This is a genomic window from Cognatundibacterium luofuense (assembly GCF_018139685.1).
GTDB lineage: Bacteria > Pseudomonadota > Gammaproteobacteria > Burkholderiales > Burkholderiaceae_D > Undibacterium > Undibacterium luofuense.
On record NZ_JAGSPN010000010.1, the window covers coordinates 40,750 to 64,981 of the forward strand.

Genomic DNA, 24,232 nt, shown 5'->3' on the forward strand with positions numbered 1-24,232 from the left:
ACGACTGACAGTGTCTGAACGAACGGGAGAATATCTTGGTGCATCTGATAGACCGGCGTGTTCAGGGGAAAAATAAATCTGCGCCTAATCGCGAGCGTTTTTTACGCCGCTATAAGGCGCAGATCAAAGAGGCAGTTGCCAAAGCTGTAAAAGGACGCTCGATCACTGATATCGAAAGCGGTGAGAAAATTTCTATACCGGTGAAAGATATCAGTGAGCCTACTTTCGGTCATTCACGTGGAGGCGTTTGGGAGGGCGTTTATCCGGGCAATGATCAGTATCAGAAGGGCGATCAGATCGCACGTCCTAAAGGCGGAGCAGGTGGCGGAGGCAGCGGTAAAGGGCAGGGCGGTAACAGTGAAGAAGTTACTGAAGATGATTTTGCTTTCCAGCTCAGTCGCGAAGAATTTATGAATTATTTCTTCGAAGATCTGGAACTGCCGAATATGGTCAAGACTCAACTCAGCGCCACGCAGGATTTTCGTACCCAGCGCGCCGGTTACAAAACGACGGGAACGGCGTCCAGTCTGCATGTGATACGTTCTCTGCGGGGGGCGCTCGGGCGCAGAATTGCTATTGGCGGAAAGTCCAGACGGCGCTTGCAGGATGCGGAAAAAGAGCTCGCGGCAGAACTTGCTTCCGCTTGCCCTGACCATCGCAAAATCAGCATGCTGCGGGAAGAAATTCATCATTTGAAGATACGCCTTGCGGCAATTCCTTTTCTGGATCCGTTTGACTTACGTTACAGCAACCGCATCCGTGTTCCTAAACCCGCAACGCAGTGTGTGATGTTTTGTCTGCTGGATGTTTCCGGTTCGATGGATGAGCAGAAAAAAGATACGGCCAAGCGGTTCTTTATTTTGCTATATCTGTTTCTGACACGAATGTATGAAAAAATTGAAGTGGTGTTCATCCGTCATCACACAACGGCACTGGAAGTGGATGAGCATGCATTTTTTCACTCGCGTGAATCCGGTGGCACGATCGTTTCTTCGGCGCTGAATCTACTGCTGAAAGTGATACAGGAACGATATGCAACCAGTGACTGGAATATCTATGTCGCACAGGCTTCTGACGGTGATAACTGGGATAACGATTCAGTGCAGTGTCGTGAAATTTTATCGAAGGCGATTTTGCCCTTAGTTCAGTACTATGCATACGTAGAGATCACGGAAGGTGACCCGCAGAATTTGTGGCTGGAATATGAACAGGTAGCGCAGGCGCGTGAAAATTTCGCGATGCAAAAAATTGAAAGCCAGGCGGATATTTATCCGGTGTTCCGTGAACTGTTCAAGAAACAACCTGCCTGACGAGGTGGCTTATGGAAACAACTGTCGCCGCAGCAAGGAAAAAACACCCGAATGCACTGCCAGAGCAGTCTGAGTGGACTTTCGAACTGATTGAACAAATCCACGAAGAAATCCGGCGTGTTGCAGATGGTTTCGGACTGGATACTTATCCGAACCAACTGGAAATCATCACCGCCGAGCAAATGATGGATGCTTATGCTTCGGTGGGGATGCCGGTTTCGTATAACCACTGGTCCTTTGGTAAGCATTTTCTGCATACAGAAAAAAGCTACAGACGTGGCCAGATGGGGCTGGCCTATGAGATTGTGATTAACTCCAATCCCTGCATATCGTATCTGATGGAGGAAAACAGTCTGACGATGCAGGCACTGGTGATTGCACATGCCGCCTATGGTCATAATTCTTTTTTCAAAGGGAATTATTTATTCCGGACCTGGACGGATGCCGATGCGATTATTGATTACATGGTCTTCGCAAAAAAATATGTGTCGCAATGCGAGCAGCGTTATGGTGCTGAGGCGGTTGAACGGATCATTGATTCCTGCCATGCGCTGCAAAACTACGGAGTTGACCGTTACAAGCGTCCGGCAAGAATTTCGATGCTGGAAGAACGTGAACGGCAGGAAGAGCGCGAGCGGTATATTCAGTCCCAGATCAATGATCTGTGGCGTACTTTGCCAAGGCGGCCCGAAGTGCAGGAAGCGCCGCAGGAGCGTCAGCGTTTCCCGAAAGAGCCACAGGAAAATCTTCTTTATTTTATTGAGAAGTATTCGCCTCTGCTGGAACCATGGCAGCGTGAAATCGTGCGGATCATACGTAAAATTTCTCAGTACTTTTATCCTCAGCGTCAGACACAGGTGATGAATGAAGGCTGGGCAACGTTCTGGCATTACACGATTCTGAACCAGCTGTACGACGAAGGTGTGGTTGGTGATGGCTTTATGATGGAATTTCTGCAAAGCCATACCAATGTGGTCTATCAGCCTCCGGTCGGAAGCCGCTATTACAATGGTATCAATCCGTACGCACTCGGCTTTGCGATGATGCGTGATATTCGCCGCATCTGTGAAAATCCGACGGATGAAGACAAAGAGTGGTTCCCTGATATTGCAGGCAGTAACTGGCAGGAGACGTTGCAGTTTGCGATGCGGAATTTTAAAGATGAGAGTTTTATTGCCCAGTTTTTATCGCCGCGTCTGATTCGTGAGTTTCATTTATTTTCCGTGCTGGATGATGACCGTAAAGATAAGCTGACAGTGTCAGCCATTCATGATGAGTCCGGCTATCGTTATCTGCGCCAGCAACTGGCCGGGCAATATAATCTGGGTAACCGGGAACCGAATATTCAGGTCTGGTCGGTGGATATGCAGGGCGATCGCTCGCTGACATTACGCCATTCTCAGTATCAGCGCAGGCCACTGAGTCAGAGTACACAGGAGATGCTGCGTCATGTGGCACGCCTGTGGGGATTTGATGTCTATCTGGATACGGTGGATGGCGATAATAAAATTATCGCCCGGCACGATTGCAAGTGGGAAAAGCGGCACCGGCCATAAAACACTGATCATCTGATTTGCTGCAACTGGTTCGGCGGTGTGCTGTCATTGTGTTACGAGCCGGTGGGCAGGCAAACCGTTGCATGCAGATCAAAAAGAAAGTCAGCTGCATGTTTCCGGATGCCTGCTTGGAGTAGAATCTGAGCATTCACCGGCACATCTGAACCGGCAAACTCTGGAGAAGGCGTATGTTCCTTGATATTCCCAAAATTTCTGCAACCAACAGTGAAACAGAGCCAGATCGTCTGGAGCGTTTGAGCCGCGTATATGGTTACGCAGCTGCGTTGTCTGATATGGATGGTAATGCGGACTTTTGTGCAAAAGTCGCCAAGCTGCATGATCACAAAGGTAATCTGGTGGTGATCTGGTACGAGCAGCCAACTGCCAGAGAACTGACGTATTTCCTGCGCGCCTGGCAAAGCCGCATGGGAGATGAGTCCACCAATATTGAGCATGCGCTGATGCTGCGAGAATTGCCGGAAGCCGATGACGAAAGTGACGCATGATTTGACGTTGCCGATGATCTCTTCAATACGGGATTGAATCAGCATGCAAAAAAAGAAACGCCGGTGCTCATTCACCGGCGTTTCTTTTTGAATTTTCAGGGATTCGCTTCAGCAACAGATCAGCATCACGCCTGCTTTATCCGTCAGTGAGTAGATACGGAATCTTCTGGCGTCTTGTGCTATTAAGCGCTGTGGCTGCGCAAAATACGCAAACCATTCAGCACCACCAGCAAACTTGCTCCCGTATCCGCCATGACGGCTGCCCACAAGCTGCCGTGGCCTGTCAGCGTTAGTCCAAACACGATCAACTTCAGACCGAGTGCCAGCACGATGTTTTGCCAGAGTACGCGGTGTGTTGTTGCAGAAATCCGGATCAGCTCAGGAATTTTTTGCAGATTGTTTTCCATCAGTGCAACGTCTGCTGTTTCCAGCGCGATATCACTACCCGCACCCATTGCAATACCCAGATGTGCTCTGGCAAGTGCGGGTGCATCGTTAATGCCGTCACCCGTCATTGCGGTGACGCCACTGCTTGCCAGTTCAGCAATCAGCTTCGCTTTTTGCTCAGGCAATAACTGGCTGTGTACGACGGCAATTCCGGCTTGCTTTGCGATGTAGCGCGCAGTACCTTCCTGATCGCCGGTCAGCATATGAGTTTCCACACCCATCGTCCTTAACTCATTCAGCGCAACGGTACTTGTGCTGCGCAGACTGTCGGCTACGGCAAACACAGCCAGCAATTGCTGCTCATCACACAGATACAGCAGACTGTTACCTTGCTCGGTCAGTCCGGTCAGTGCTGTCAGCCAGTCCGGTTTTTGTGGCAAGCTGTTTAAGATCGCCTGATTGCCGATCCGGTAATGCCGGCCATGGATTTTTCCCTGAACGCCGCGTAATGCGTCTTCTTCCAGCAAGCCGCTGTCTGTGACTGGCAGCAGAGCTTGCGTGCAGGCGGACAGCAATGCGTGTGCGAGCGGATGGGAGGAGTCCTGCTCCAGGCTTGCAGCAAGTTGCAACGCCTGTTCCTCAGAAATAGCGGGCGCGCAAAAGATATGTTGTAACCTGGGTTTGCCTTCGGTCAGTGTGCCGGTTTTATCCAGTGCCAGAAATTTCAGCGAGCGTGCCAGTTCCAGATATTGTCCGCCTTTGATCACAATCCCACGCCGCGCTGCCAGTGTCAGCCCGCTGACAATCGTAACCGGTGCTGCGATCACCAGAGCGCAGGGGCAGGCAATCACCAGTAATATCAGTGCCCGGTACAGGCTGGTTTGCCAGCTGAGTTCGCCCATCAGCGGTGGTAGTACTGCAATCGCCAGTGCAATCAGGCCGACTACCGGTGTGTAGATTGCAGCGAACCGGTCGATCATGCGCTGACTTTGTGCCCGCTGGCTTTGTGCCTGCTGAACAGAGTCAGCGATACGTGCCAGCATACTGTCGGATGAAGTTGCTGTTACGCGAATTTCCAGCGCAGCACTGATATTCAGCGTGCCTGCATAAACCGTATCGCCCGGTTGTTTTTCGACCGGAAGACTTTCGCCGGTGACGGCTGCCTGATTCAGCGCAGAGCGCCCGTTTACGATGATGCCATCCAGCGCAATGCGGTCGCCTGGGCGGCATTGCATCAGGCTGCCGGTTGAAACGTTTGCCGCTGGCAGTGTTTGCCACTGTCCGTTTTCGTCCTGTATCCGGACTGTATCCGGTGCCTGTTGCAGTAAGGCGCGTATCGCATCTCTGGCTTTATCCAGACTGGCTGCTTCAATTCTTTCTGCAACGGCAAATAAGACGATGACCATCGCCGCCTCTGGCCACTCACCCAGCGCCAGCGCACCGGCAACAGCAATCGTCATCAGTAAATGAATATTCAGTGTCAGATGGCGCAGCGCTATCCAGCCCTTTTTCAGCGTTGCCCCGCCACACAATAATACTGCTGCCAGGGCACTGGCCGGTGCCAGCCATGCCGGAACACTGGCTGTTGCCAGATCGGCGATTTCTGCCAGCAGTGCAAGCGCACCGGCTGCTACCAGATGCCATGGAAAACCACCCGCCGGCATGACCGCAGCGGTACTGCCTGCCGGCACTGCTTCCATCCCCAGTCCGCGCAGCGCCTTCTGCAAAGCTTCCTGCGTCAGATTTTCGTGGTGCACCGTCAGCAAGCGGTTCAGTAAATCGAATTCCAGATGCCGTACTTCCGGCATCGCGGACAATTGCTTACGGATCAGAGCTTCCTCTGTCGGGCAATCCATGGCATCGATGCGTACCCGCAGCGTTGCGAACCCTTGCGGTGCGTCGGGCACAGGTGGACTGATCAGGTCGGCTGGTGCACAGCAGTGGGTATGTCCGCCGCAGGTTGCGGAAGTTGCCGTATCCTGATGCGCATGGGTATGCGCATGATCAGCGTGATCCGTTTGTTCGTGTGAATGAGAATGCGGATGAGCGTGTGGATGGGCATGATCCGCACAGGAGGTGTGTAGTGTCGTGTGACTGTCTGATGATTTACAGGAATGCATGGCGCTCTTTCTCTGCGAAAGTTTACGGGCAAAGCCGTGATATTCTGCAGTCTAGAGGCTGTAGTCACTACAGGGTCAAGCGGTAATTTGGAACAGGGGAAAAGAATGCGGATAGGTGCACTGGCAGCAGCAACCGGCGTGGATCTGGAGACAATTCGTTATTACGAAAAGAGCGGCTTATTACCTGAGCCGCAGCGTCAGGATAATGGTTATCGCGACTACCAACAGGCGCATCTGGAGCGGCTGGCATTTATCCGCCATTGCCGCGCACTGGATATTCCGCTGGCAGATATCCGGCGGCTGGTACAGTTTATGGAAAATCCTGCGGAAGATTGCGGTGACATCAACCATTTAATTGATGCGCAGATAGAGCGGGTGCAAGCCAGACTGGCCAGTATGCAGGCGCTGGAAAAGCAACTAAGCCGTTTACGTGCTGCTTGTGATGAAGCGCATCACGGACGTGAGTGCGGCATTTTGCATGAACTGGTAGCGGCTGCACATGGTGAGGCTTGCCTTTGTCACACCCATACCTCATCCGCTGAGCATAAAAAAAGCGGCTGAAAAAATCAGCCGCTTGTCGTTGAGTTGCCTGTGAATACCGGATCAGGACACCAGTTCTGTGACCAGATCTTTAATCAGTTCTGAAATACCTGCCCAGCTGATAGCGATACCCAGGCAGACCAGAATAAATGCGGACAAGCGCAGTAAAACAATACCGCCGACGTCGCCGAGGAAGCGTTCCATTTTGTGGGCGAAGCGGTAGCAGAAGTAAATCACCAGTGTGGTCGCCAGTACGCCGAGTGCGGATGCGAGGCTGGTCACCAGCCAGTCTATCGGTTTGTGCGGCATTTGCGTACCGATCGTGACCGAGGCAGCAATCGTGCCGGGACCGACAGTCAGCGGAAAGCTGAACGGATAGAAACTGCGGCGCTGCAATTCTTCTTTTGTCCACTGGCCTGCATGGCTGGATGCCGCCACCGAGCTGCGCAGCTTATCCTGACTCTGGTCATTCAGCAGCTTCCAGCCAGCCATACCAACAACGATACCACCGGCTACGCGCACGATAGAAATCGAAATGCCGAAAAAATCCAGTACATAAGAACCGACGAAGACTGCGCCCATCAGCATAAAAAAACAATTAATAGCAATACGTTTTGCGAGGCGTCGCGCAGTGACCGGGTCCAGCGGGCCGGTCATCGATAAATAAATCGGTGCAATCGCAATCGGATTCACCAGCGGTAACATGGCAACGGGCACGACCAGAAATGCCTTAAAAAAGACAATCATCGCAAGGTTCATTACAGCTCCTTTTTTTTAACAGATCTGCTGGATTATACGGGGCGGGCGAGCACAAAAGCTACCGCTTGTAATCAGCTTTTTCAGTCCATTAGCAGGATGGCATGACATGAAGAAATGCTGAATCGCGTACACTGCGGTGTGTTGTGATGTTAACGGAGGATACACAGTGTCGGTGAAACCAGATTTCCCGGTCTTACGAACACAGCGGCTGGGCTTGCGCCGGATTGTGGCAGAGGACCGCACAGCTATTTTTCAGGGTTTGTCTGATCCGCAAGTGACGCAGTATTACGGCGTGCATTATGAAACGTTCGAAAGCACACAGGCTCAGATGGATTGGTATGAACTGATTTTACGCAGCGGCACCGGCATCTGGTGGGGGCTGCATTTGCACGACACGCCGCAAACCCTGATCGGTACCTGCGGTTTTTATGAGTGGGAGCAGGAGCACCAGTGTGCGGAACTGGGATTCTGGCTGCTGCCGCAATATACAGGGCAGGGGCTGATGAGCGAAGCCTGTGATGCGATCCTGCGTTGCGGATATACCCGATTGCAAATGCACCGTGTACAGGCGCGTGCTGAACCCGAAAATATTGCCAGTTGCCGCCTGATTGAGCGTGCTGGTTTTCAGCTCGAAGGGGTGCTGCGTGAATGTGAACGCAAGCAGGAGCGCTATGTCAGTCTGCATTGTTATTCGCTGCTGCGCACCGATGCACAGGCAGCTATTTATCTGAAAGAGAGTCCGACATGAAAATCACTGAACGCTTGCCGGTCTGGGCGAAAGCCATACCTGTTCTTGCCTGGGTAACGCTGGGTATTGCCAGCGTCAGCAGCAGCCCGTGGCTGGCGCTGTTGCTGGTACCGGCATTGTTTGCCGGTGTGACTTGCGCGGTGTACCACGCCGAAGTGGTGGCACATAAAATCGGCGAACCTTTCGGTACCTTGTTGCTGGCAGTTGCCGTGACGCTGATTGAAGTGGCACTGATTGTGTCGCTGATGATTGCCGGTGGCGAATCGGCTTCCGGTCTGGCACGCGATACGGTGTTCGCCGCGATTATGGTGATATTGTCCGGCATTATCGGTGCCTGCCTGTTGCTCGGTGGTTTGCGGCACCGTGAACAGAGTTTCGGTTTGCACGGTGCAAGTACTTCGCTGGCAACGCTGGCCGCGCTGGCAGTGCTGACACTCGTATTGCCGAACTTCACCTCAACGATACCGGGACCGTTTTACAGCAAATCCCAGCTCGCTTTTATCGCACTGGTTTCACTGGTGTTGTACGGCACTTTTGTGCTGGTGCAAACCGTGCGTCACCGCGATTACTTTTTGCCGGCGAATGCCGCAGCGGATGAAGCAGTGCATGCGCCGCGCCCCAGTAACAGAATGGCCTGGACCAGTCTTGCCTTACTGATTGCGAGTCTGGTTGCGGTAGTGTTGCTGGCCAAAGCGCTGGCACCCGGCCTTGAACAGGCAGTGGCGGCACTCGGCGCGCCAAAGCAACTGGTGGGGATTGTGATTGCAATTATCGTGCTGTTACCGGAAGGACTGGCGGCACTCAGCGCCGCACGTGCTAACCGGCTGCAAACCAGTATTAATCTGGCACTCGGTTCTGCGCTGGCATCGATTGGTTTAACGATTCCGGTCGTGGCGGTGATTTCGCTGTGGACCGGCTGGCCGCTGAGTCTTGGGATAGATGCGAAGTCCACGGTATTGTTATTACTGTCGCTGCTGGTTACCTCGCTGTCGCTGAGTACCGGCCGCACGACGATTATGCAGGGCACGATTCATCTGGTGATTTTTGCGGTGTATCTGCTGACCACCATCGTTCCCTAATTCCTGAATTCTTTAATTCCTTAATTCCTGAATTCCTTAACTCATTCATTTATTCCGGAGTGTGCATGTCTTTGATGGAATCTTGTTTCCGGCAGCATCGCTTACGCATGGTCATGGTAGCGACAATCGCTGTGACGCTGACGGCCTGCCAGCCGCTGGCGCTGGTCAGTCCGGCAGATCCGCTGACCGAACGCGCCATGCTGGAATACGCGACGCGCTTACAACTGCATCTGGGCAGCATGGCGGAACTGGCAGGCAAGCCGGAAGGCAGCTATGAGGCGAACTGGCGTAGCTATCAGGAAATGGATGCGCAGCTTGCCGCCCTGATCACACGGGCAAGCGTGTATGCAGGCAATACGTCCTGCGCTGTGCAGGATGCGGTGTATCAGCGTTTGCAAAACACCTTCGGGCAAGCGCTGCCGTTTCCAGTTAAAACGGCAGCGCAGACCGGCAGCAGTGCGGCACAAGCCTGTCATACCTTGCTGCTGACACAGGTCCGTCAGCAACTGGCAATTCTGCAGCAGATTCACCGCGATACCGACCGCTGCGGTGCTTACTCCTGCCTGCGTCCGGCCACCGCGGCCGATGCAAAAGCCATCACGGATCAGGCGATCCGTGCAGTATTTGTGATCGAAGCTGCCAAAGCCGGTCACGCCACCATTCAGCCTTAAGTGAATTCTCATGTCTATCGAAGACTTGTTTCAGGAAATGATGTCGAATGCGCAAGCCGCATTCGGTGAGCACTGGCAGCAGGCCAGAAACTATCTGCCAGCCGAGCTGCGCAAAATGGCAGAACATTTGCAGCGCATTGCGGACAATGTCACCGCATATCAGCTCGATAACACTCAGGGTTATAGTCCCGATACCGGCAAGCTGATGCTGAAGATGCAACAGCAAGCCTGCGTTTCGGTGCTGGTCACGGCGACCCAGCTGACGCTGCTGGCGGTACAGGCGGCGGTCAACAGTATTCTGCAGGCCTTACGCACTGCGCTGATCCGTGTCGCTTCACCTTTATTGCTGGTGCTGTAAGCCGGTCTTTTTGCCTGCACTTCTGCTTTACCTTCCTCGCCCGACCGTTAGGTTCTGCACCGGTCGGGAGCAGTTCATTGTGCAGAAGTCCGCATGGGTACTTTTGCGAGAGCCGGACTTTCTGCCGACGACCGCCGGATCGCTGTGCTGAACACCGCATTTGAGGCATTTTCAGCCGTTTTCAGGCGTTCTGGCGCCTCCTGATCACTGGCTGTCAGCCAGGTGCCGGTATGTCAGCCAGCACCAGCCTGCGACAGTAATTCGTCGCACAACATTCGCCAGTGTTGGTATTTTGCAAATCCGGCCTTCCGCACGCTTTCACCAGCATCCGCAGGCCCAGCGTGGTATCTGCGCTGACGCTGTCGTAAAAAGCACATTTTCTGCGCTGATTTTGGGCTTTTGCCGCAGCATGCGCGGCGCTTTTGCCTATATGATGGCGGTTTTTATGTCACCGGACTGACATAAAACCGAATACAGCAATACAGATGCTGATCCCGCCCCGCCACGACGGGGCAAATCTCGATAAGGAAAAATCTTGAGACAGACGTTCTTACAACAGCTGTTACGAACCCGACCGCTGGATGCACCGGAAGTCATCGTTGAAGGTCAGCACGGTTTGCACCGCACGCTGGGCTTGTTTGCCCTGACCATGATCGGCGTCGGCGCCACCATAGGCACCGGTATCTTTTTTACCATGGTGGAAGCGGTGCCTAAGGCCGGGCCTTCCGTGATTCTGTCTTTTCTGATTGCCGCAATTACCGCTGGTCTGACTGCTTTGTGCTATTCCGAACTGTCGGCAAGGATTCCCGCTTCCGGTTCTTCTTACTCGTTCGCCTACGCCAGCGTCGGTGAGTTCGGCGCTTTCGTTGTTGCTGCCTGCCTGTTGCTGGAATACGGGCTGGCTGGCAGCGCCACCGCGATTGGCTGGTCGGCTTACCTGAACAACTTCCTCGAAAATGCCGCTGGCTGGCATATTCCGACCATGCTGCGCAGCCCGATGATCGTGGCCGGCGCAAACGGAGTGGAATTCCATCCGGGTCAGATCAATCTGCCGCCGATTGTGCTGGTCGTGATTTGCTGCTTTTTACTGCTGCGCGGCGCGAAAGAATCTGCCAGCGTTAATGCGGTCATGGTCATGGTCAAGCTGGCGATTCTGGTGTTTTTCTCGGTCATCGCTTTCAGCGGTTTTCAGGCAGAACACTTCACCCCGTTTTTTAATACTGATAACAGCAAAGGCATGGCCGGCATGGCCGGCGTGACAGCCGCCGCCGGTACGGTGTTTTTCTCGTTTATCGGTCTGGATACCGTCGCAACGGCGGGCGCTGAAGTCAAAGATCCTAAACGTAATGTGCCGCTGGGTATCATGCTGGCGCTGCTGATCGTGACGGTGTTTTATATGCTGGTAGCGGTGGCGGCGGTTGGTGCGCAACCTGCAGCCATGTTTGAAGGGCAGGAAGCCGGTCTCGCGGTGATTCTGCAGAACGTGACCGGTAAATCCTGGCCTGCGCTGATTCTGTCTGCCGGTGCTGTGATTTCTGTGTTCAGCGTAACGCTGGTCACGATTTACGGCCAGACCCGTATTCTGTATGCGATCAGTAAAGACGGCCTGATTCCGCCATCGTTTCAGATCGTGAATCCGAAAACCCGTGCACCATTCGTTAATACCATTCTGGTCTGTATGGTGGTTGGTATGGTGGCCGGTCTGGTCGATGCAACCTTGCTGTGGGATATGGTCAGCATGGGCACGCTGGTCGCGTTTATCGTTGTGTCTGCCGCTGTGCCGGTGGTGCGCCGCCGCCATCTGGGTGTGCACGGTGAAGGTTTCCGTGTTCCTTTCGGCCCTTACCTGATTCCGGGCACCAGTATTCTGGCTTGCCTGTATATTCTGAAAGACTTGTCGGCGGTCACTTACCATGTGTTTTTTGCATGGATGCTGGTCTCGCTGGCCATTTATTTGTTATACAGCCGTCATCATTCACGCTTGAATAAAAACTGACAGACCGCATATCTTGTTAAGATGGCAGGGAGGCATTGCCTCCCTGTTTTTTTATGACCGTTCTGAAAGGGTAAGCATGAAAACTTCTGGCTGGCTGGCAGCGGCTGTACTGGTTGCAATCAGCGGTATGGCGCAGGCGGAAAATATCGGCAGTGTCGATACCGCGTTTAAACTGATCGGGCCGGATCATAAAGTGGTAGTGGAGGCCTATGATGATCCGAAAGTGAATGGCGTCACCTGCTATGTATCGCGTGCCAAAACCGGCGGTATCAGCGGCGGTCTGGGTCTGGCAGAAGATAAATCAGAAGCATCCATTGCCTGCCGTCAGGTCGGACCGATCAGCTTTAACGGACAACTGCGTCAGCAGGAAGAAGTCTTTAACCAGAGCCTGTCGATTTTGTTTAAAAAGCTGCGCATCGTCAGGATGGTGGATGCGAAGCGCAACGCACTGGTATATCTGACGTATTCGGATAAACTGGTGGACGGTTCGCCGAAAAACAGTGTGACCGCAGTGCCGGTTGACCGTGCTGTCAGTATTCCATTGCGCTGAAACAATTCTTTGCAGATATGGCAGGCATTTCACGGAAACGCCGCCAGTCTGCGCTGCTGTTTCCTGAAGGAAAATGTTACACTCTGCCCCTGCTGTTTTTCTGTCTTACCGTTGATGATGCTATGAATTCCACCACCGCTGCAGTTGCCGAAAAGTCTGTTGACAGTCTGATCAAAACAATCCGTATTCCGCCACGCCCGAGTCTTCTGGCCGACGTACAGGATGAGCTGGCCGGCAGCGATCCCGATCCGCGTCGCTTGTCCGGTCTGATTGCCAATGATGTCTCGATGTCCGCATCTTTACTGAAACTGGCAAATTCGCCGTTTTACGGCCTGCGCTTAAAAGCAACGTCGGTTGAGCATGCGGTGCAGCTGATCGGTATGCGTCAGTGCGGACTGGTACTGACCGGCATCATTGCGCGTCAGTCGGTGCAGACGGAAAAAATGCCTTTAGAACAATTCTGGGATTTTTCCACTAAGCGTGCGCAGGCGATGTCTTACCTTGCGTCCCGTATGCGTGTGTGTCCGCCGGATGTCGCACATACCTTCGGATTGTTCTGCGATATCGGTATTCCTTTGCTGATGGAGCGTTTCGAAGATTATCAGGCGACGCTGGATCTCGCAGCGGAAGCCCGGGAAGTACGATTTACCGAAGTTGAGCAAGACCGGCATTCCACCAGCCATACCTCCGTTGGTGCGCTGATGGCGCGTACATGGGGTTTGCCTGAGCAGGTCACATCCGCCATTCTGCTGCATCATGATTACAGCGCGCTCAATGACACCGCGACAGATGACATGGTGCGTGCGTTGATTGCTTTATGCGTGGTCGCTGAATTCAGTATTCACAAATACCACGGGCGTGAAAACCAGGCGGAATGGGATAAAGGCGGAGCCATAGCCTGCGAATTCCTCGGCCTGACGCACGATGAACTGGAAGACTATTTCGAGGAACTGCACGACATCTACAGTCACGTGCAGTGATGAAAAACCCGGCGCGTTTGCCCCGGGTTTTTCCTTGCCGTTTCAGTGTGCGATCTGCGATAAAAACTGCAGCGCAGCGACCAGAACAAAGCTCAGTAAAATCAGCGATTCAAAGGTATCAGTGAGTTTCATGGCAGCCTCCTTGTTGCACTTACAGTGTAGGCCGCCATCAGAAAAAAACGAGGGTCATCAGATCAGATGCATCCGGCAGGGAACAGAATGCTGTTTTGCCGGATGAATGCAGCGCGGATGATCAGCGGGTCTGCGCAGCTACCGAATCAATCATCGCAGCGGTTTCCGCATCTGCCATACCATCAAATTTTGCCGGACGGTATTTGGTCTGGAAAGCAATAATGACATTGCGGGTTGCATCATCAAACTGCCCGCTTTGCGGTACACCATAACCAATCTTCGCCAGCTTTTGCTGGAACCAGCGCGCTTCCGGTAATTGCTGCGTGTACACAGGCGTCAGTCGCGCTACCTCATCTGCATTCGGCCAGATAATCAGTCCGGCATCGGCAAATTGTTTCCACGGAAATAAAGGCCCCGGGTCCTGTTTGCGCGAAGGGGCAATGTCAGAGTGGCCGAGTACGAATTCCGGCTTGATGTTATAGCGCTTGACGATATCTTTCGACAAGGCGATTACCTGATCAATCTGTGCTTGCGGAAACGGGAAATAGACACGTCCCTGCGGTGTATCCTGAAAGCCCTGATTCACGATTTCGATGCCGACGGAAGACGCATTCAGACGGCTGTAACCTTTCCATTCGCTGAGTCCGGCGTGGTAGGCCATGCGGCTCTCATCCACCAGTTGCCATACTTTGACCGGATTCTGGTCGCCTACCAGATAGTGCGCGCTGACGTCACGCTGGCTTAAAACACGCAGCGAGGCTGGTTCATTGATGGCGGTGTAATGCAGAATCAGAAACTGAATCCGTGGCTCCTGACTGACCGAGACGACGCTGCGGTCGATCTGGGTCAGTAACGGCGCGGGTGTGGAGCAGGCGGACAATAAGCCAGCCAGCAGGGCAACAGCGAAAAGACGTTTCATGTTGTGATTGGTAATTGTTTGGCCGCCAGCCGGGCCGCAGAAAAATGGGCCTGACAGGTACTCTGACGCAGGCTGATTTCTGAAGGCAAATGTTTGCGCAGTGATTCGGTAATCAGCGGATGCAATTCCTGCACCCGGCCGCTCAGCACCACCGGACGCGGGCCGTAACGATGACAAAGCGAAATCGCCAGCCGCGCCAGTTCCTGTCCTGCTCGCCACAAAATATCAGCCGCTACCGTGTCCTGACTGGCCACAGCAGCAACGCCAAGCGCGAGTTTACCAATATCGCCGCGACTGCGGTGATATACGAACTCTTTTGTACGTTGCCAGTCGTGGCTGCCGATCTGATGGAAGATGCTTTGTGCAAGGCGTGACTGGCGCCAGTAACCCGGCTGCTCATCTTCATTGCGCCAGATGTATTGCAATGCCTCACGTGCAATCCAGTAACCGCTGCCACCGTCATCAATCAGATATCCGCGGCCACCGGCGCGGTGAAACTCACCATTTTCATCAATATACGCGGCGATGGAACCTGTGCCTGCATAGATCAGGTAACCACTGCCCGGTGAAAAAATATCGAGATACGCGATTTCAATATCGTTGCTGATCGAAACGCATGCATCCGGCAACTCAAAAATACGCGCAATCATATGATGCAGTTGCGCCTGCTCCGCACTGAATCCGGTAATACCAGCTTTGACATAGCCGAGTTCGCCGTGGCTGCGCGCAGTCGCCGCGAGTGTTGCGAACAAATGCTGAAACGCTGTTTTTCCTTCCCGGGTGCCAAACTGTAATGCGGTAAATCCTTCCGCTGTGCCACTGGCGACCACAGATTGCTGCTGATTTGCCAGCGCCCAGCGGGTCTGTGTTCCGCCGGTATCGATACCGAGGCCCAGTAGTGGCAATGGCGGGGGAAGTTCCCCTGATTCAGGAAGAAAGATTTCCGAGTTCATTACTGATAATAAAATTCCGGGCAGCGGGGCAGATTTTTCATCTTACTCCCGTTCTCTGCAGATGCATGAGTTTTTAATATGTACCGGCGGCGATGCCTTATCATTACGGCACAGGTGTGAAAGACCGGAAGAACAACACATTAGTTCAACCAGTGTATTAATACCACTATTGTACTTGCCCGGATGCAAGCAAAGTGATTGACTGACACCGATTTGATACATCCCTAAGAACGGAACGATTTAATGACAACATCTTCTTCCGGACGCTCAGTCTGGTCCTGGATACCGACACTGTATTTTGCACAGGGTTTGCCGTATGTGATTGTGATGACCTTATCGGTCATTTTGTACAAAGATCTCGGAATCTCGAATACCGATATCACGTTCTATACAAGCTGGTTATATCTGCCGTTTGTGATTAAACCGCTGTGGGCACCGCTGGTGGATATGACCGGCAAAAAGCGCGGATGGATCGTTGCAATGGAACTGGTGATAGGCGCTTTGTTTGCAGCGGTTGCGCTGACCATTCCTGTATCTGATTTTTTCCGCTGGTCGCTGGCGATGTTCTGGTTGCTGGCCTTTGCTGCCGCGACGCACGATATCAGTGTGGACGGCTTTTATATGCTGGCGCTGGAAAAGCATCAGCAGGCTGCTTACGTTGGCTTCCGCAGTTTGTTTTACCGGTGTGCAATGCTGACCGGGCAGGGCGGTCTGGTATGGTTGGCCGGACACAGCGCCAGTCTCAGCGGCAGTGTTGAAAAAGGCTGGATGCTGGTCTTTGGCTTGCTTGCGGCGGGGTTTCTGATGATGGCATTGTGGCATCAGTTCGGATTGCCAAAGCCCGTATCAGACCAGCCGCAGCGGCACGGCGAGCACTGGTGGCAATCATTCGCTGCGGTGTTTGCGCTGTATCTGCGTAAGCCGCAATTTGGTCTGGCTGTTGCGTTCATGCTGCTTTACCGCTTTGGTGAAGCGCAACTGGTGAAGGTAGCGCCTTTATTTTTAAAGGACAGTATCGCCAATGGCGGACTGGCGCTGAGTACTGAGCAGGTCGGTCTGATTTACGGGATGGCGGGTATGGCAGCACTGACCACCGGCGGTATTGCCGGTGGTGCAGCGATTTCGCGCTGGGGGCTGAAAGCCTGTTTGTGGCCGATGGCGATAGCGATCAATCTGCCGCATCTGGTGTATGTGTATCTGGCATGGATGCAGCCTCAGCATGCAGGCATTATCGGCATATCGGTTGCGATTGAACAGTTCGGCTACGGCTTTGGTTTCGCTGCATATTTGCTGTATCTGATGATGTTTTCTGACGGCGAGCATAAAACAGCCCATTACGCGATCTGCACCGGTTTCATGGCGTTATCGATGATGATTCCGGGCTTGTTCAGTGGCTGGCTGCAAACGCAACTCGGCTACACCGGATTTTTTCTCTGGATTTGTATTGCGGCGTTAGCCACGTTTATCGTGTGCGCGATGATCAGGATTGATCCGCAGTTCGGTAAAAAAGAAACGCCGCAGAATCCGGCATAATCAGCACGAGCAGGTATCACGATGACACGACAACAGGTTCAGAAATCTTATCCGGAGCAGGCATTGCATTTTGTCAGCCACCGCTATCAGGCGATGCGTCCGGGAACGGCGCTGATGATTACCGGTGCTGTGCATGGAAATGAAACTTGCGGTACTCAGGCAATTCGCCGCCTGATTGCCGCACTGGACAGCGGTGAGATTGTTTTGAGCAGCGGTTCACTGACACTGGTTCCGGTTTGCAATCCGCTGGCATACGCCCGCAAAGAACGGCATGGCGACCGTAATCTGAACCGTCGCCTGATTCCGACCGAGCAAGCGCAGGAATTTGAAGATCATGTTGCCAACTGGTTGTGCCCCTTGATGGCGCAGCACGATGTGTTGCTGGATTTGCATTCATTCCGAGGAGACGGGCAGCCATTTGTTCTGGTCGGTCCTGAAAACAATCTGGGAAAACTCGAACCTTTCCGGCATGCGACGCCGGAACTGGCATTGGCGATGCGGCTCGGTGTTCGCCGACTTGTCGATGGCTGGCTCAGTACTTATGACAAAGGCATGGCTCGCCGCCGTGCTGCGCTGCCGCCTGATGCCAGCGCTTTGCAAATTGCGGATGCGGATACCAGCTTTGGTATAGGCACGACAGAATACATGCGTTCTGTTGGTGGCTATGCGATGACGCTGGAGTGCGGCAGTCACGATGATCCTGCGGCACCGGAAGTGGCATGGAATGCGATACGCCGTACGCTTGACTGGCTCGGGCTGACATCAGGGGAACCTGTGCCTGCAGACACCGGGATGGAAGCACTGCATCTGGAAGAAGTCATTGATAAGCGAAATAAGGCAGACCGTTTTGTACGCACATGGGCCAGTTTTGACATGGTCAGCGCGGGCGAGCTGATTGGTATTCATGCCGATGGTACCGAGGTTCGCGCGCCTTTTGACGGGAGGATTGTATTTCCGGATCCCGGGGCAGAGGCTGGTGAAGAATGGTTTTATCTGGCGCGTTACTCATCGCGCCTGCAGGGAGTTTGCTGATGCCTATGCGCTCGTTTATAGCTGTGCTGTTGTTGTTTTCACTGATGCTCAGTACCGGTGCGCATGCAGCCAAAGTGCTCAATGTGCTGATCACTAACCCGGAAAGTAGTTTTGATCCAGCACTGGCGTCGGATATAGCCACCATGAGCATCAACGAAAATATGTTCGAACCGATGCTGCGCTATGACTATCTGGCACGTCCTGTCAGCCTGAGGCCCAATACGCTGAGTGCGATGCCCGATGTTTCTCCCGATGGCCTGACTTACACCTTCCGGTTGCAGAAGGGCATACGTTTTACCCCCGACCCCGCTTTTGCTGGCAAAGACCGTGAACTGACGGCCGACGATTACGCGTATTCGTTGCGCCGTTTATATGATCCTCTGCTGAAATCTCCGTGGCTGTTTTTGCTGGAAGGGAAATTGCAGGGTGATGAGCGCTTACTGACTGCTGTGCGCAGCAATCCGGATGCTGCATATCAGCTGGTGTTTCCGGGGATAGAGGTGACAGATCGTTATACGCTGAAGCTACGCCTGCGTCAGTCTGATCCCGGATTCTTGTTTGCACTGGCGACACCCGCAACAGCAGCAGTAGCGCGTGAAGTCATCGAAATGTATGGTAATCAGGCCGGAAATCATCCTGTCGGAACCGGCCCGTTCAAACTTGGTTCGTGGAAGCGCAGTTTCCGTATTGAGCTGGTGGCCAGCCCTTCTTTCCGCCGTCCGCAGTTTTCTGATTCAGGTGCAACAGATGATGATGGTCGTCGTGTGCAACAGATTCTGAAAGCGAAGTCTTATCCGCTGGTGGACGCGGTGAATGTTCTTGTTATGGAGGAACAGCAGGCCCGTGTGCTGGCGTTTCTGAACAAAGAACTGGATATTCTTGAGCAAGTCCCGCCACCATTGTCGGAAATGGTACTGGATCAGGGAAAACTGAAACCTGCTCTGGCGCAGCAAGGGATACGCCTTTACTGGTTCACACCTTTGCAGACGTATTACGTCTGGATGAATATGGAAGATCCGGTCATCGGCGGATATACCAAAGAAAAAATCGCGCTGCGCCGGGCGATTGCTCTCAGTTACGACGCGGACAGTGATATTCGTCTGATCGAAAAAGGTCTTGCGATTCCTGCGCAAACTCCTTTGCCACCGAATGTACTTGGATATGATCCGCAATGGAAAAGCCCGCTCAGACATCATCTTGCATTAGCCAATGCATTGCTGGATCGCTACGGCTACCGGCGCGGGCAGGATGGGTACCGCAGCCTGCCGGACGGGAATCCGCTAGAGTTAGTGATGCACAGTCTGGCGAATGCTACCGGTAAATTGCGTGAAGAAGTCTGGCGCAGGCATATGGAAACAATCGGTGTGCGTATCCGTTTTGTCTCAGACAAGCACGGCGAAATTCTGAAAGCAGCGCGGCTCGGCAAAGTGCAAATGACTGAAGCGAACTGGGTTGGTGATTTTCCGGACGGCGAGAATTTTTATCAGTTGCTGTACGGGCCAAATGCCGGTAAAGCCAATTATTCGCGCTTTAACCTGCCGGAATTTAATCAATTATTTGAGCAGTCCAGACGACTGGCAGACGGGCCGGAGCGCAAAAAGTTATACAGCCGTATGGTATTTCTGATGCATGCCTATAATCCGTGGATATTGCGTACACATCCCTTGTCTGCTGACCTTGTGCAGCCGCGTGTGCAGAACTATCTGCGTCATCCGGTTGAGTTCACGAACTGGCGCTATCTGGATGTTCAGGATCAGAGCGGGAATCGCTGATATGAAGGCAGATCAGTACACAGGCATTTGCCCGCATCCCGATTTTTTGCCGCTGTCCGGTTTGCGCGGCGTAGTCACCGATTTGCGCTATGCATGCGACGATAATTTCACCGGACGCAATTTGTATGCAGGGCGTGACTGCGTATGGCTGCATCGTGAGGCAGCCATTGCTTTACAAACTGCGGCCAACGCATTGCAGCGCTTGCAGCCGGGTTATCACATCATTGTTTACGATGCATTGCGCCCGCATCAGATACAGATTGCGCTTTGGGATTTTCTGGCCGGAACGCCGCTGCAAATGTATGTGGCTGATCCAGCCCGTGGCTCCATTCACTCATTCGGTATGGCGGTTGATGTCAGTATTCTGGATGAGTACGGAAGGGCGCTGGATATGGGTACCGCGTTTGATGCTTTTGATCCCCGTTCACAACCGCGTCTTGAACAGCAGTTTCTGGCAAGCGGCGAACTGACAACTCAGCAGGTGGCTAACCGTCAGTTATTGAACAGGCTCATGCAGGAAGCCGGATTTCACGGCATTCCTACAGAATGGTGGCATTTCAATATGGGTGATCCTGCGCAGGTACGTGCCACTTATCCGCGCATTGACTGAGCTTGTGCCGAAGCGCGTGCAATGTGATCATTCGCAGTCTGGCGCACAGCGTCCACAAATGCATGTGCGCTGCGGGACAAAGGCGTTGCCTTGCGTGACAGCAAATACAAATCAACACCGACCGCAGGAAAGACCGGACGGCAGGCTGTTTTACTGCGGTCTGCAATAGCAGCGGTAAAAGGATCAACTACCGCAGCGCCTGCGCCAAGCTCCACCAGCGTTTTTGCCTGCAGATAGGTTTGCACCATCGTGCTTGATTCAAACACGGTACCTTCATCTTCGCACGCGTCCAAAAGGCGGCTGACCAGATGATCATCCAGATCAATCCCGATCAGATTTTTCGGCAGGCCACACAGTTTCAGCGGTTGCCCGTGCAAATCTTCTGGCCAGGTATCAGCGGGTGCAATGACCGTCATATTGCCGCGGATAATCGCTTCACTGTGTATGCCCGGATGACAGGGGTCATATAAAGAAAATGCCAGATCGGTATCTCCAACCAGTAAGCTGTTGACCAGTCCGGCGGTATGAAAAGTTGCGAGCGTACAGTGGACTTTTTCAAAACGCCGGCGCCAGCGTGCCAGCGCTTCCGGAATGAGCGTGATGGACAGCGTCGGCGTAGACGCCAGACGCACCGCTTCGGCCGGATTGGTTTTCAGATTCGCCGCCAGTCGCCTCACTGCCTGCAGATCACGTTGCAATTTATCTACTTCTCCGAACAGACGGTGCGCTTCCGGCGTCGGATGCAGTTTGCCGCGTATACGTTCAAACAGTTTCAATCCCAGTTGCAGTTCGCAATGCTGCAACACTTTGGTTGCAGCAGGCTGGGAAATGTTTAATAACTGAGCAGCACCGCTGATGGTGCCGGTTTGCATCACAGCGTGAAAAATTTCTATATGGCGCAATCGCATGTCGTATTTGGCGGATATATCAGCGGTCGATTGTACTCTGTTAGCTGCGCTGGCTGCCTCCGTATTTCTACGGAGACACAAAAAGGCCTTTGCAGCACTTTTGAACATCTTTCACAGTTACGACTTTCTGTTTTGCTCAAAAATGATTATCTTGAAATACCACTTTTATTCATCATGCAAATAATTGCCGGTAAAGGATGAATCAGGAAAGTGATTTGCTAAACTGGCATCAGACCACTTGTTGGTGTCCGCTGTCACCAGTCGGATCGGATATACGGAAAAACGGTTATGACAGAACATCTGAATCTGAATGAAATGGCGGGCGAAGGCTTGCTGGAAAATCCGTATTTGCTGGTTTCGCTGTTTGATCAGCACGATATTCTGCGCGCTGCCAATCCGCCTTTTTGTGAAGCTTACGGTGCACGCACGGATGGCAGTATGAGCTGGGAGCAGCTTATTCGTGAGAATTACGAGCAACAGCGCGGCGTCCGGATTCGCGCAGATGATATCGAAGCATGGATACGGTCAGCCTATTCACGTCGTGGCAAGCAGCCATTTCGCGGTTTTGAAGCCGACTTAACCGATGGCCGCTGGGTCTGGATGACGGAAACTATTTTGCCTAACCGGTGGATGTTGTGTGTCGGTATGGATATCACGCATCAGCGACAGGAGGGAAGGGAGTTGCGCTATGCACGTGATCTTGCATTGCGCGAAGCCAGTACGGATGTTCTGACAGGTATCAGTAACCGCAGGGCGATGATGCGTAATTTACAGCAGCAGGTTCGCAGCGCTGCAGAGCAGAAGAGGCAGTTGCATATTGCTCTGATTGATATCGATCACTTCAAAGCAGTCAACGATACCTACGGACATGCAACCGGTGATCAGGTACTGATACATTTTGCCCGTACGCTGCAAGCTTGTATACGCCGTGAAGATGCGTGCGGACGGGTCGGTGGCGAGGAATTTTTACTGCTGCTGCCGGATGTCGGGCAGCAGCAGGCATTGCAAATCTGTGAGCGCTTGCTTGAGCGATTGCGCAAGTCTCATCCGCTGGCTCAACTGCCCGCATTTCGCTACAGCGCATCCGTCGGCATGACATCATTGCAGGACGATACCGACACTGCGCGACTGCTGGCGCTGGCTGATGGTGCTTTGTATGAAGCAAAACGCAGCGGACGCGATCGCATCGTGTTTCGTTCTGCTGCGGAAATCAGTAACTGACGCCGGTTCAGAAGTTCAGACTCGCCGGCAGACTCTCCTGGCCGGAACGGTTAACGGCGATAACAGTAATCTGACGCAGAGGACCAGGGCTGTAAAGGCTGACCTCGGTTTGCGTCGCGGGCTGATAACTGAACAGCCATTGCTGATCGGTTTTTTTCCAGACTGCTAACCAGCGTGTGTTGGCCGGATCAGGCAACTGAACGCGGATTTTGCCGGCAGGTGACAAACTAAGCTGCGGCGGCGCAATATTGGTATTTTCCAGCCACGGGGTCGCCGGAACCAGCGCCGGTGTCAGATACTTTTCCTGTTCCAGTCGCTGGCGGATCTGCTTACGATTCTGTGCCAGACTGACCATGCTGAAATGAATATGTCCGCCAGCCTGCATACTGCGCGCAGCATCTACCTGATTCAGAATTTCATCCGCTGGCCAGGACTTTTCGCTGTGATCGATTTTACTGGTGAATAAACCCGGCCAGATATGGCGCTGCTGAGTATTCTGACGCTGCCAGTAATCCAGCAATACCTTGAATGCCTGCGGGGTTTGCTGTATCGGCCAGTAAAGCTGTGGTGCCAGATAGTCCAGCCAGCCGTTAGCCAGCCATGTCTCAACATCAGCGTACAGCTTATCGTACTGACTGAAACCGGCAATGCCGGGTGGCAGCCGGTCAGGGCGACCAATCCCGAACGGACTGATACCAAACTTCACCCAGGATTTTTCCTGATGCACCATTTCTGCAATCGCACGCACCAGCTGGTTCACATTGTCCCGCCGCCAGTCGGCGCGGCTTAAGTTGCCGCCGGATTGCAGATAGCGGTTCCACGCAGCGTCATCCGGAAATTCCACTTCTGTGCCTTGCGCATTCTTTACCGGATACGGGTAAAAGTAATCATCGATATGCACGCCATCCACATCGTAACGACGCAGTACATCAGCGATCACATTCAGTGTGTGCTGACGTGCCAGTGGCTCACCGGGGTCCATCCATTGCTGATCGCCGTAATTACGTACAACCTGTGCTGCAGCGCGGCTGATGTGGTTGCGTGCCTGCGTTGCTTTCGGGGATGCGGTGCGCGCGCGGAAAGGGTTAAACCACGCATGTAATTCCATGCCGCGTTCATGCGCCTGCTCAATCCAGAATTGCAGCGGATCATAGGCAGGACTCGGTGCGCGCCCCTGTTCACCAGTCAGAAATTCAGACCACGGTTCCAGTGCTGAAGGATAGATCGCATCGGCAGCGGGACGGACTTGCAAAACGATAGCATTCATCCGCATTTGCGCGGCCTGATCCAGAATCTGCAGAATTTCCTGTTTCTGGCGTTCACTGCTCAGATCACGGCGGCTGGGCCAGTCGATGTTGGCAACGGTCGATACCCAGACCGCACGGAATTCACGTGGCAGCGGCGGAACTTGCTGACTGACAGCCTGACCCGGCAGTGGTGCATTGACAGGCTGTGCAGCCGGAACGGAGGTATCTGTTACAGGAGCAGGTGGTTTAACCGGCGTGCCGCAGGCACTCAGTAGCAATGCAATACATCCTGATCGCAGCAGGTTTTTAATACGTGCACGGGGTGAAAACGACGCTGAACTGAAC

The 24,232-nt window shown here is 53.3% G+C and carries 22 protein-coding genes; 16 read left to right on the forward strand and 6 right to left on the reverse strand.

Annotation, left to right across the window (positions count from 1 at the left end; genetic code table 11):
* Positions 1-35: 35 nt before the first annotated feature.
* The 3 genes from KDM89_RS13450 to KDM89_RS13460 all read left to right on the forward strand — a co-directional run bounded on the left by KDM89_RS13450 (position 36) and on the right by KDM89_RS13460 (position 3,372).
* Entirely contained in the window at positions 36-1,310 is a 1,275-nt protein-coding gene (locus KDM89_RS13450; RefSeq protein ID WP_212688450.1) for a YeaH/YhbH family protein, read from the forward strand.
* A gap of 11 nt (positions 1,311-1,321) precedes the next feature.
* Complete coding sequence (locus KDM89_RS13455) at positions 1,322-2,866, forward strand: SpoVR family protein (RefSeq protein ID WP_212688451.1); 1,545 nt, start codon at positions 1,322-1,324, stop codon at positions 2,864-2,866.
* A 188-nt stretch (positions 2,867-3,054) separates the two neighbouring features.
* Entirely contained in the window at positions 3,055-3,372 is a 318-nt protein-coding gene (locus tag KDM89_RS13460) for a hypothetical protein (protein ID WP_212688452.1), read from the forward strand.
* Positions 3,373-3,554: 182 nt separating this feature from the next.
* Here KDM89_RS13460 and KDM89_RS13465 read toward each other — a convergent pair whose 3' ends face one another.
* On the reverse strand, positions 3,555-5,666 hold the full coding sequence (locus KDM89_RS13465) for a heavy metal translocating P-type ATPase (RefSeq protein ID WP_212688453.1): 2,112 nt from the start codon (positions 5,664-5,666) through the stop codon (positions 3,555-3,557).
* Between the two features lie 318 nt (positions 5,667-5,984).
* Between KDM89_RS13465 and cadR the strand changes: the two genes are divergently transcribed.
* Positions 5,985-6,440: a Cd(II)/Pb(II)-responsive transcriptional regulator gene (gene cadR, locus KDM89_RS13470; protein ID WP_212688454.1), complete on the forward strand. Its 456-nt coding sequence runs from the start codon at positions 5,985-5,987 to the stop codon at positions 6,438-6,440.
* A 42-nt stretch (positions 6,441-6,482) separates the two neighbouring features.
* Here cadR and KDM89_RS13475 read toward each other — a convergent pair whose 3' ends face one another.
* Positions 6,483-7,178 (reverse strand): MarC family protein, encoded by a 696-nt coding sequence (locus KDM89_RS13475; protein ID WP_230427864.1) that lies wholly within the window; start codon positions 7,176-7,178, stop codon positions 6,483-6,485.
* Between the two features lie 166 nt (positions 7,179-7,344).
* On the opposite strand from KDM89_RS13475, the gene KDM89_RS13480 reads away from it, so the two are divergent.
* The 7 genes from KDM89_RS13480 to KDM89_RS13510 all read left to right on the forward strand — a co-directional run bounded on the left by KDM89_RS13480 (position 7,345) and on the right by KDM89_RS13510 (position 13,560).
* Positions 7,345-7,926: a GNAT family N-acetyltransferase gene (locus KDM89_RS13480; protein WP_212688455.1), complete on the forward strand. Its 582-nt coding sequence runs from the start codon at positions 7,345-7,347 to the stop codon at positions 7,924-7,926.
* On the forward strand, positions 7,923-9,005 hold the full coding sequence (locus tag KDM89_RS13485; RefSeq protein ID WP_212688456.1) for a calcium:cation antiporter: 1,083 nt from the start codon (positions 7,923-7,925) through the stop codon (positions 9,003-9,005). Before KDM89_RS13480 ends, KDM89_RS13485 begins: the two co-directional genes overlap by 4 nt.
* A gap of 65 nt (positions 9,006-9,070) precedes the next feature.
* Complete coding sequence (locus tag KDM89_RS13490; protein ID WP_212688457.1) at positions 9,071-9,676, forward strand: hypothetical protein; 606 nt, start codon at positions 9,071-9,073, stop codon at positions 9,674-9,676.
* 10 nt (positions 9,677-9,686) lie between these two features.
* Entirely contained in the window at positions 9,687-10,034 is a 348-nt protein-coding gene (locus tag KDM89_RS13495; protein ID WP_212688458.1) for a hypothetical protein, read from the forward strand.
* 535 nt (positions 10,035-10,569) lie between these two features.
* Entirely contained in the window at positions 10,570-12,030 is a 1,461-nt protein-coding gene (locus tag KDM89_RS13500) for an APC family permease (protein WP_212688459.1), read from the forward strand.
* 76 nt (positions 12,031-12,106) lie between these two features.
* Entirely contained in the window at positions 12,107-12,580 is a 474-nt protein-coding gene (locus KDM89_RS13505; protein WP_212688460.1) for a CreA family protein, read from the forward strand.
* A 122-nt stretch (positions 12,581-12,702) separates the two neighbouring features.
* Positions 12,703-13,560: an HDOD domain-containing protein gene (locus KDM89_RS13510; protein ID WP_212688461.1), complete on the forward strand. Its 858-nt coding sequence runs from the start codon at positions 12,703-12,705 to the stop codon at positions 13,558-13,560.
* Between the two features lie 253 nt (positions 13,561-13,813).
* On the opposite strand, the gene KDM89_RS13515 is transcribed toward KDM89_RS13510, so the two are convergent.
* Entirely contained in the window at positions 13,814-14,611 is a 798-nt protein-coding gene (locus tag KDM89_RS13515; RefSeq protein WP_212688462.1) for an N-acetylmuramoyl-L-alanine amidase, read from the reverse strand.
* Positions 14,608-15,564, reverse strand: coding sequence for an N-acetylglucosamine kinase (locus tag KDM89_RS13520; protein WP_212688463.1), 957 nt, complete (start codon positions 15,562-15,564; stop codon positions 14,608-14,610). Before KDM89_RS13520 ends, KDM89_RS13515 begins: the two co-directional genes overlap by 4 nt.
* A 243-nt stretch (positions 15,565-15,807) precedes the next feature.
* Between KDM89_RS13520 and KDM89_RS13525 the strand changes: the two genes are divergently transcribed.
* Genes KDM89_RS13525 through KDM89_RS13540 form a run of 4 tightly spaced genes read left to right on the forward strand, consistent with a single transcriptional unit; the run spans position 15,808 to position 20,511 of the window.
* A complete protein-coding gene (locus tag KDM89_RS13525) occupies positions 15,808-17,097 on the forward strand; it encodes an MFS transporter (protein ID WP_212688464.1) in 1,290 nt (429 codons plus the stop codon).
* 21 nt (positions 17,098-17,118) lie between these two features.
* Positions 17,119-18,129, forward strand: coding sequence for a succinylglutamate desuccinylase/aspartoacylase family protein (locus KDM89_RS13530; RefSeq protein ID WP_212688465.1), 1,011 nt, complete (start codon positions 17,119-17,121; stop codon positions 18,127-18,129).
* Entirely contained in the window at positions 18,081-19,901 is a 1,821-nt protein-coding gene (locus KDM89_RS13535) for an ABC transporter substrate-binding protein (RefSeq protein ID WP_230427865.1), read from the forward strand. Before KDM89_RS13530 ends, KDM89_RS13535 begins: the two co-directional genes overlap by 49 nt.
* Before the next feature lies 1 nt (position 19,902).
* Positions 19,903-20,511, forward strand: a complete 609-nt coding sequence (locus tag KDM89_RS13540) for a M15 family metallopeptidase (protein ID WP_212688466.1) — start codon at positions 19,903-19,905, stop codon at positions 20,509-20,511.
* Here the strand turns inward: KDM89_RS13540 and KDM89_RS13545 are convergent.
* Complete coding sequence (locus KDM89_RS13545; protein WP_212688467.1) at positions 20,493-21,419, reverse strand: LysR family transcriptional regulator; 927 nt, start codon at positions 21,417-21,419, stop codon at positions 20,493-20,495. The genes KDM89_RS13540 and KDM89_RS13545 overlap by 19 nt on opposite strands.
* Before the next feature lie 288 nt (positions 21,420-21,707).
* Between KDM89_RS13545 and KDM89_RS13550 the strand changes: the two genes are divergently transcribed.
* Positions 21,708-22,640, forward strand: a complete 933-nt coding sequence (locus tag KDM89_RS13550) for a GGDEF domain-containing protein (RefSeq protein ID WP_212688468.1) — start codon at positions 21,708-21,710, stop codon at positions 22,638-22,640.
* Positions 22,641-22,647: 7 nt separating this feature from the next.
* Here KDM89_RS13550 and KDM89_RS13555 read toward each other — a convergent pair whose 3' ends face one another.
* Complete coding sequence (locus KDM89_RS13555; protein ID WP_230427866.1) at positions 22,648-24,165, reverse strand: glycoside hydrolase family 10-like protein; 1,518 nt, start codon at positions 24,163-24,165, stop codon at positions 22,648-22,650.
* Between the last annotated feature and the right edge of the window lie 67 nt (positions 24,166-24,232).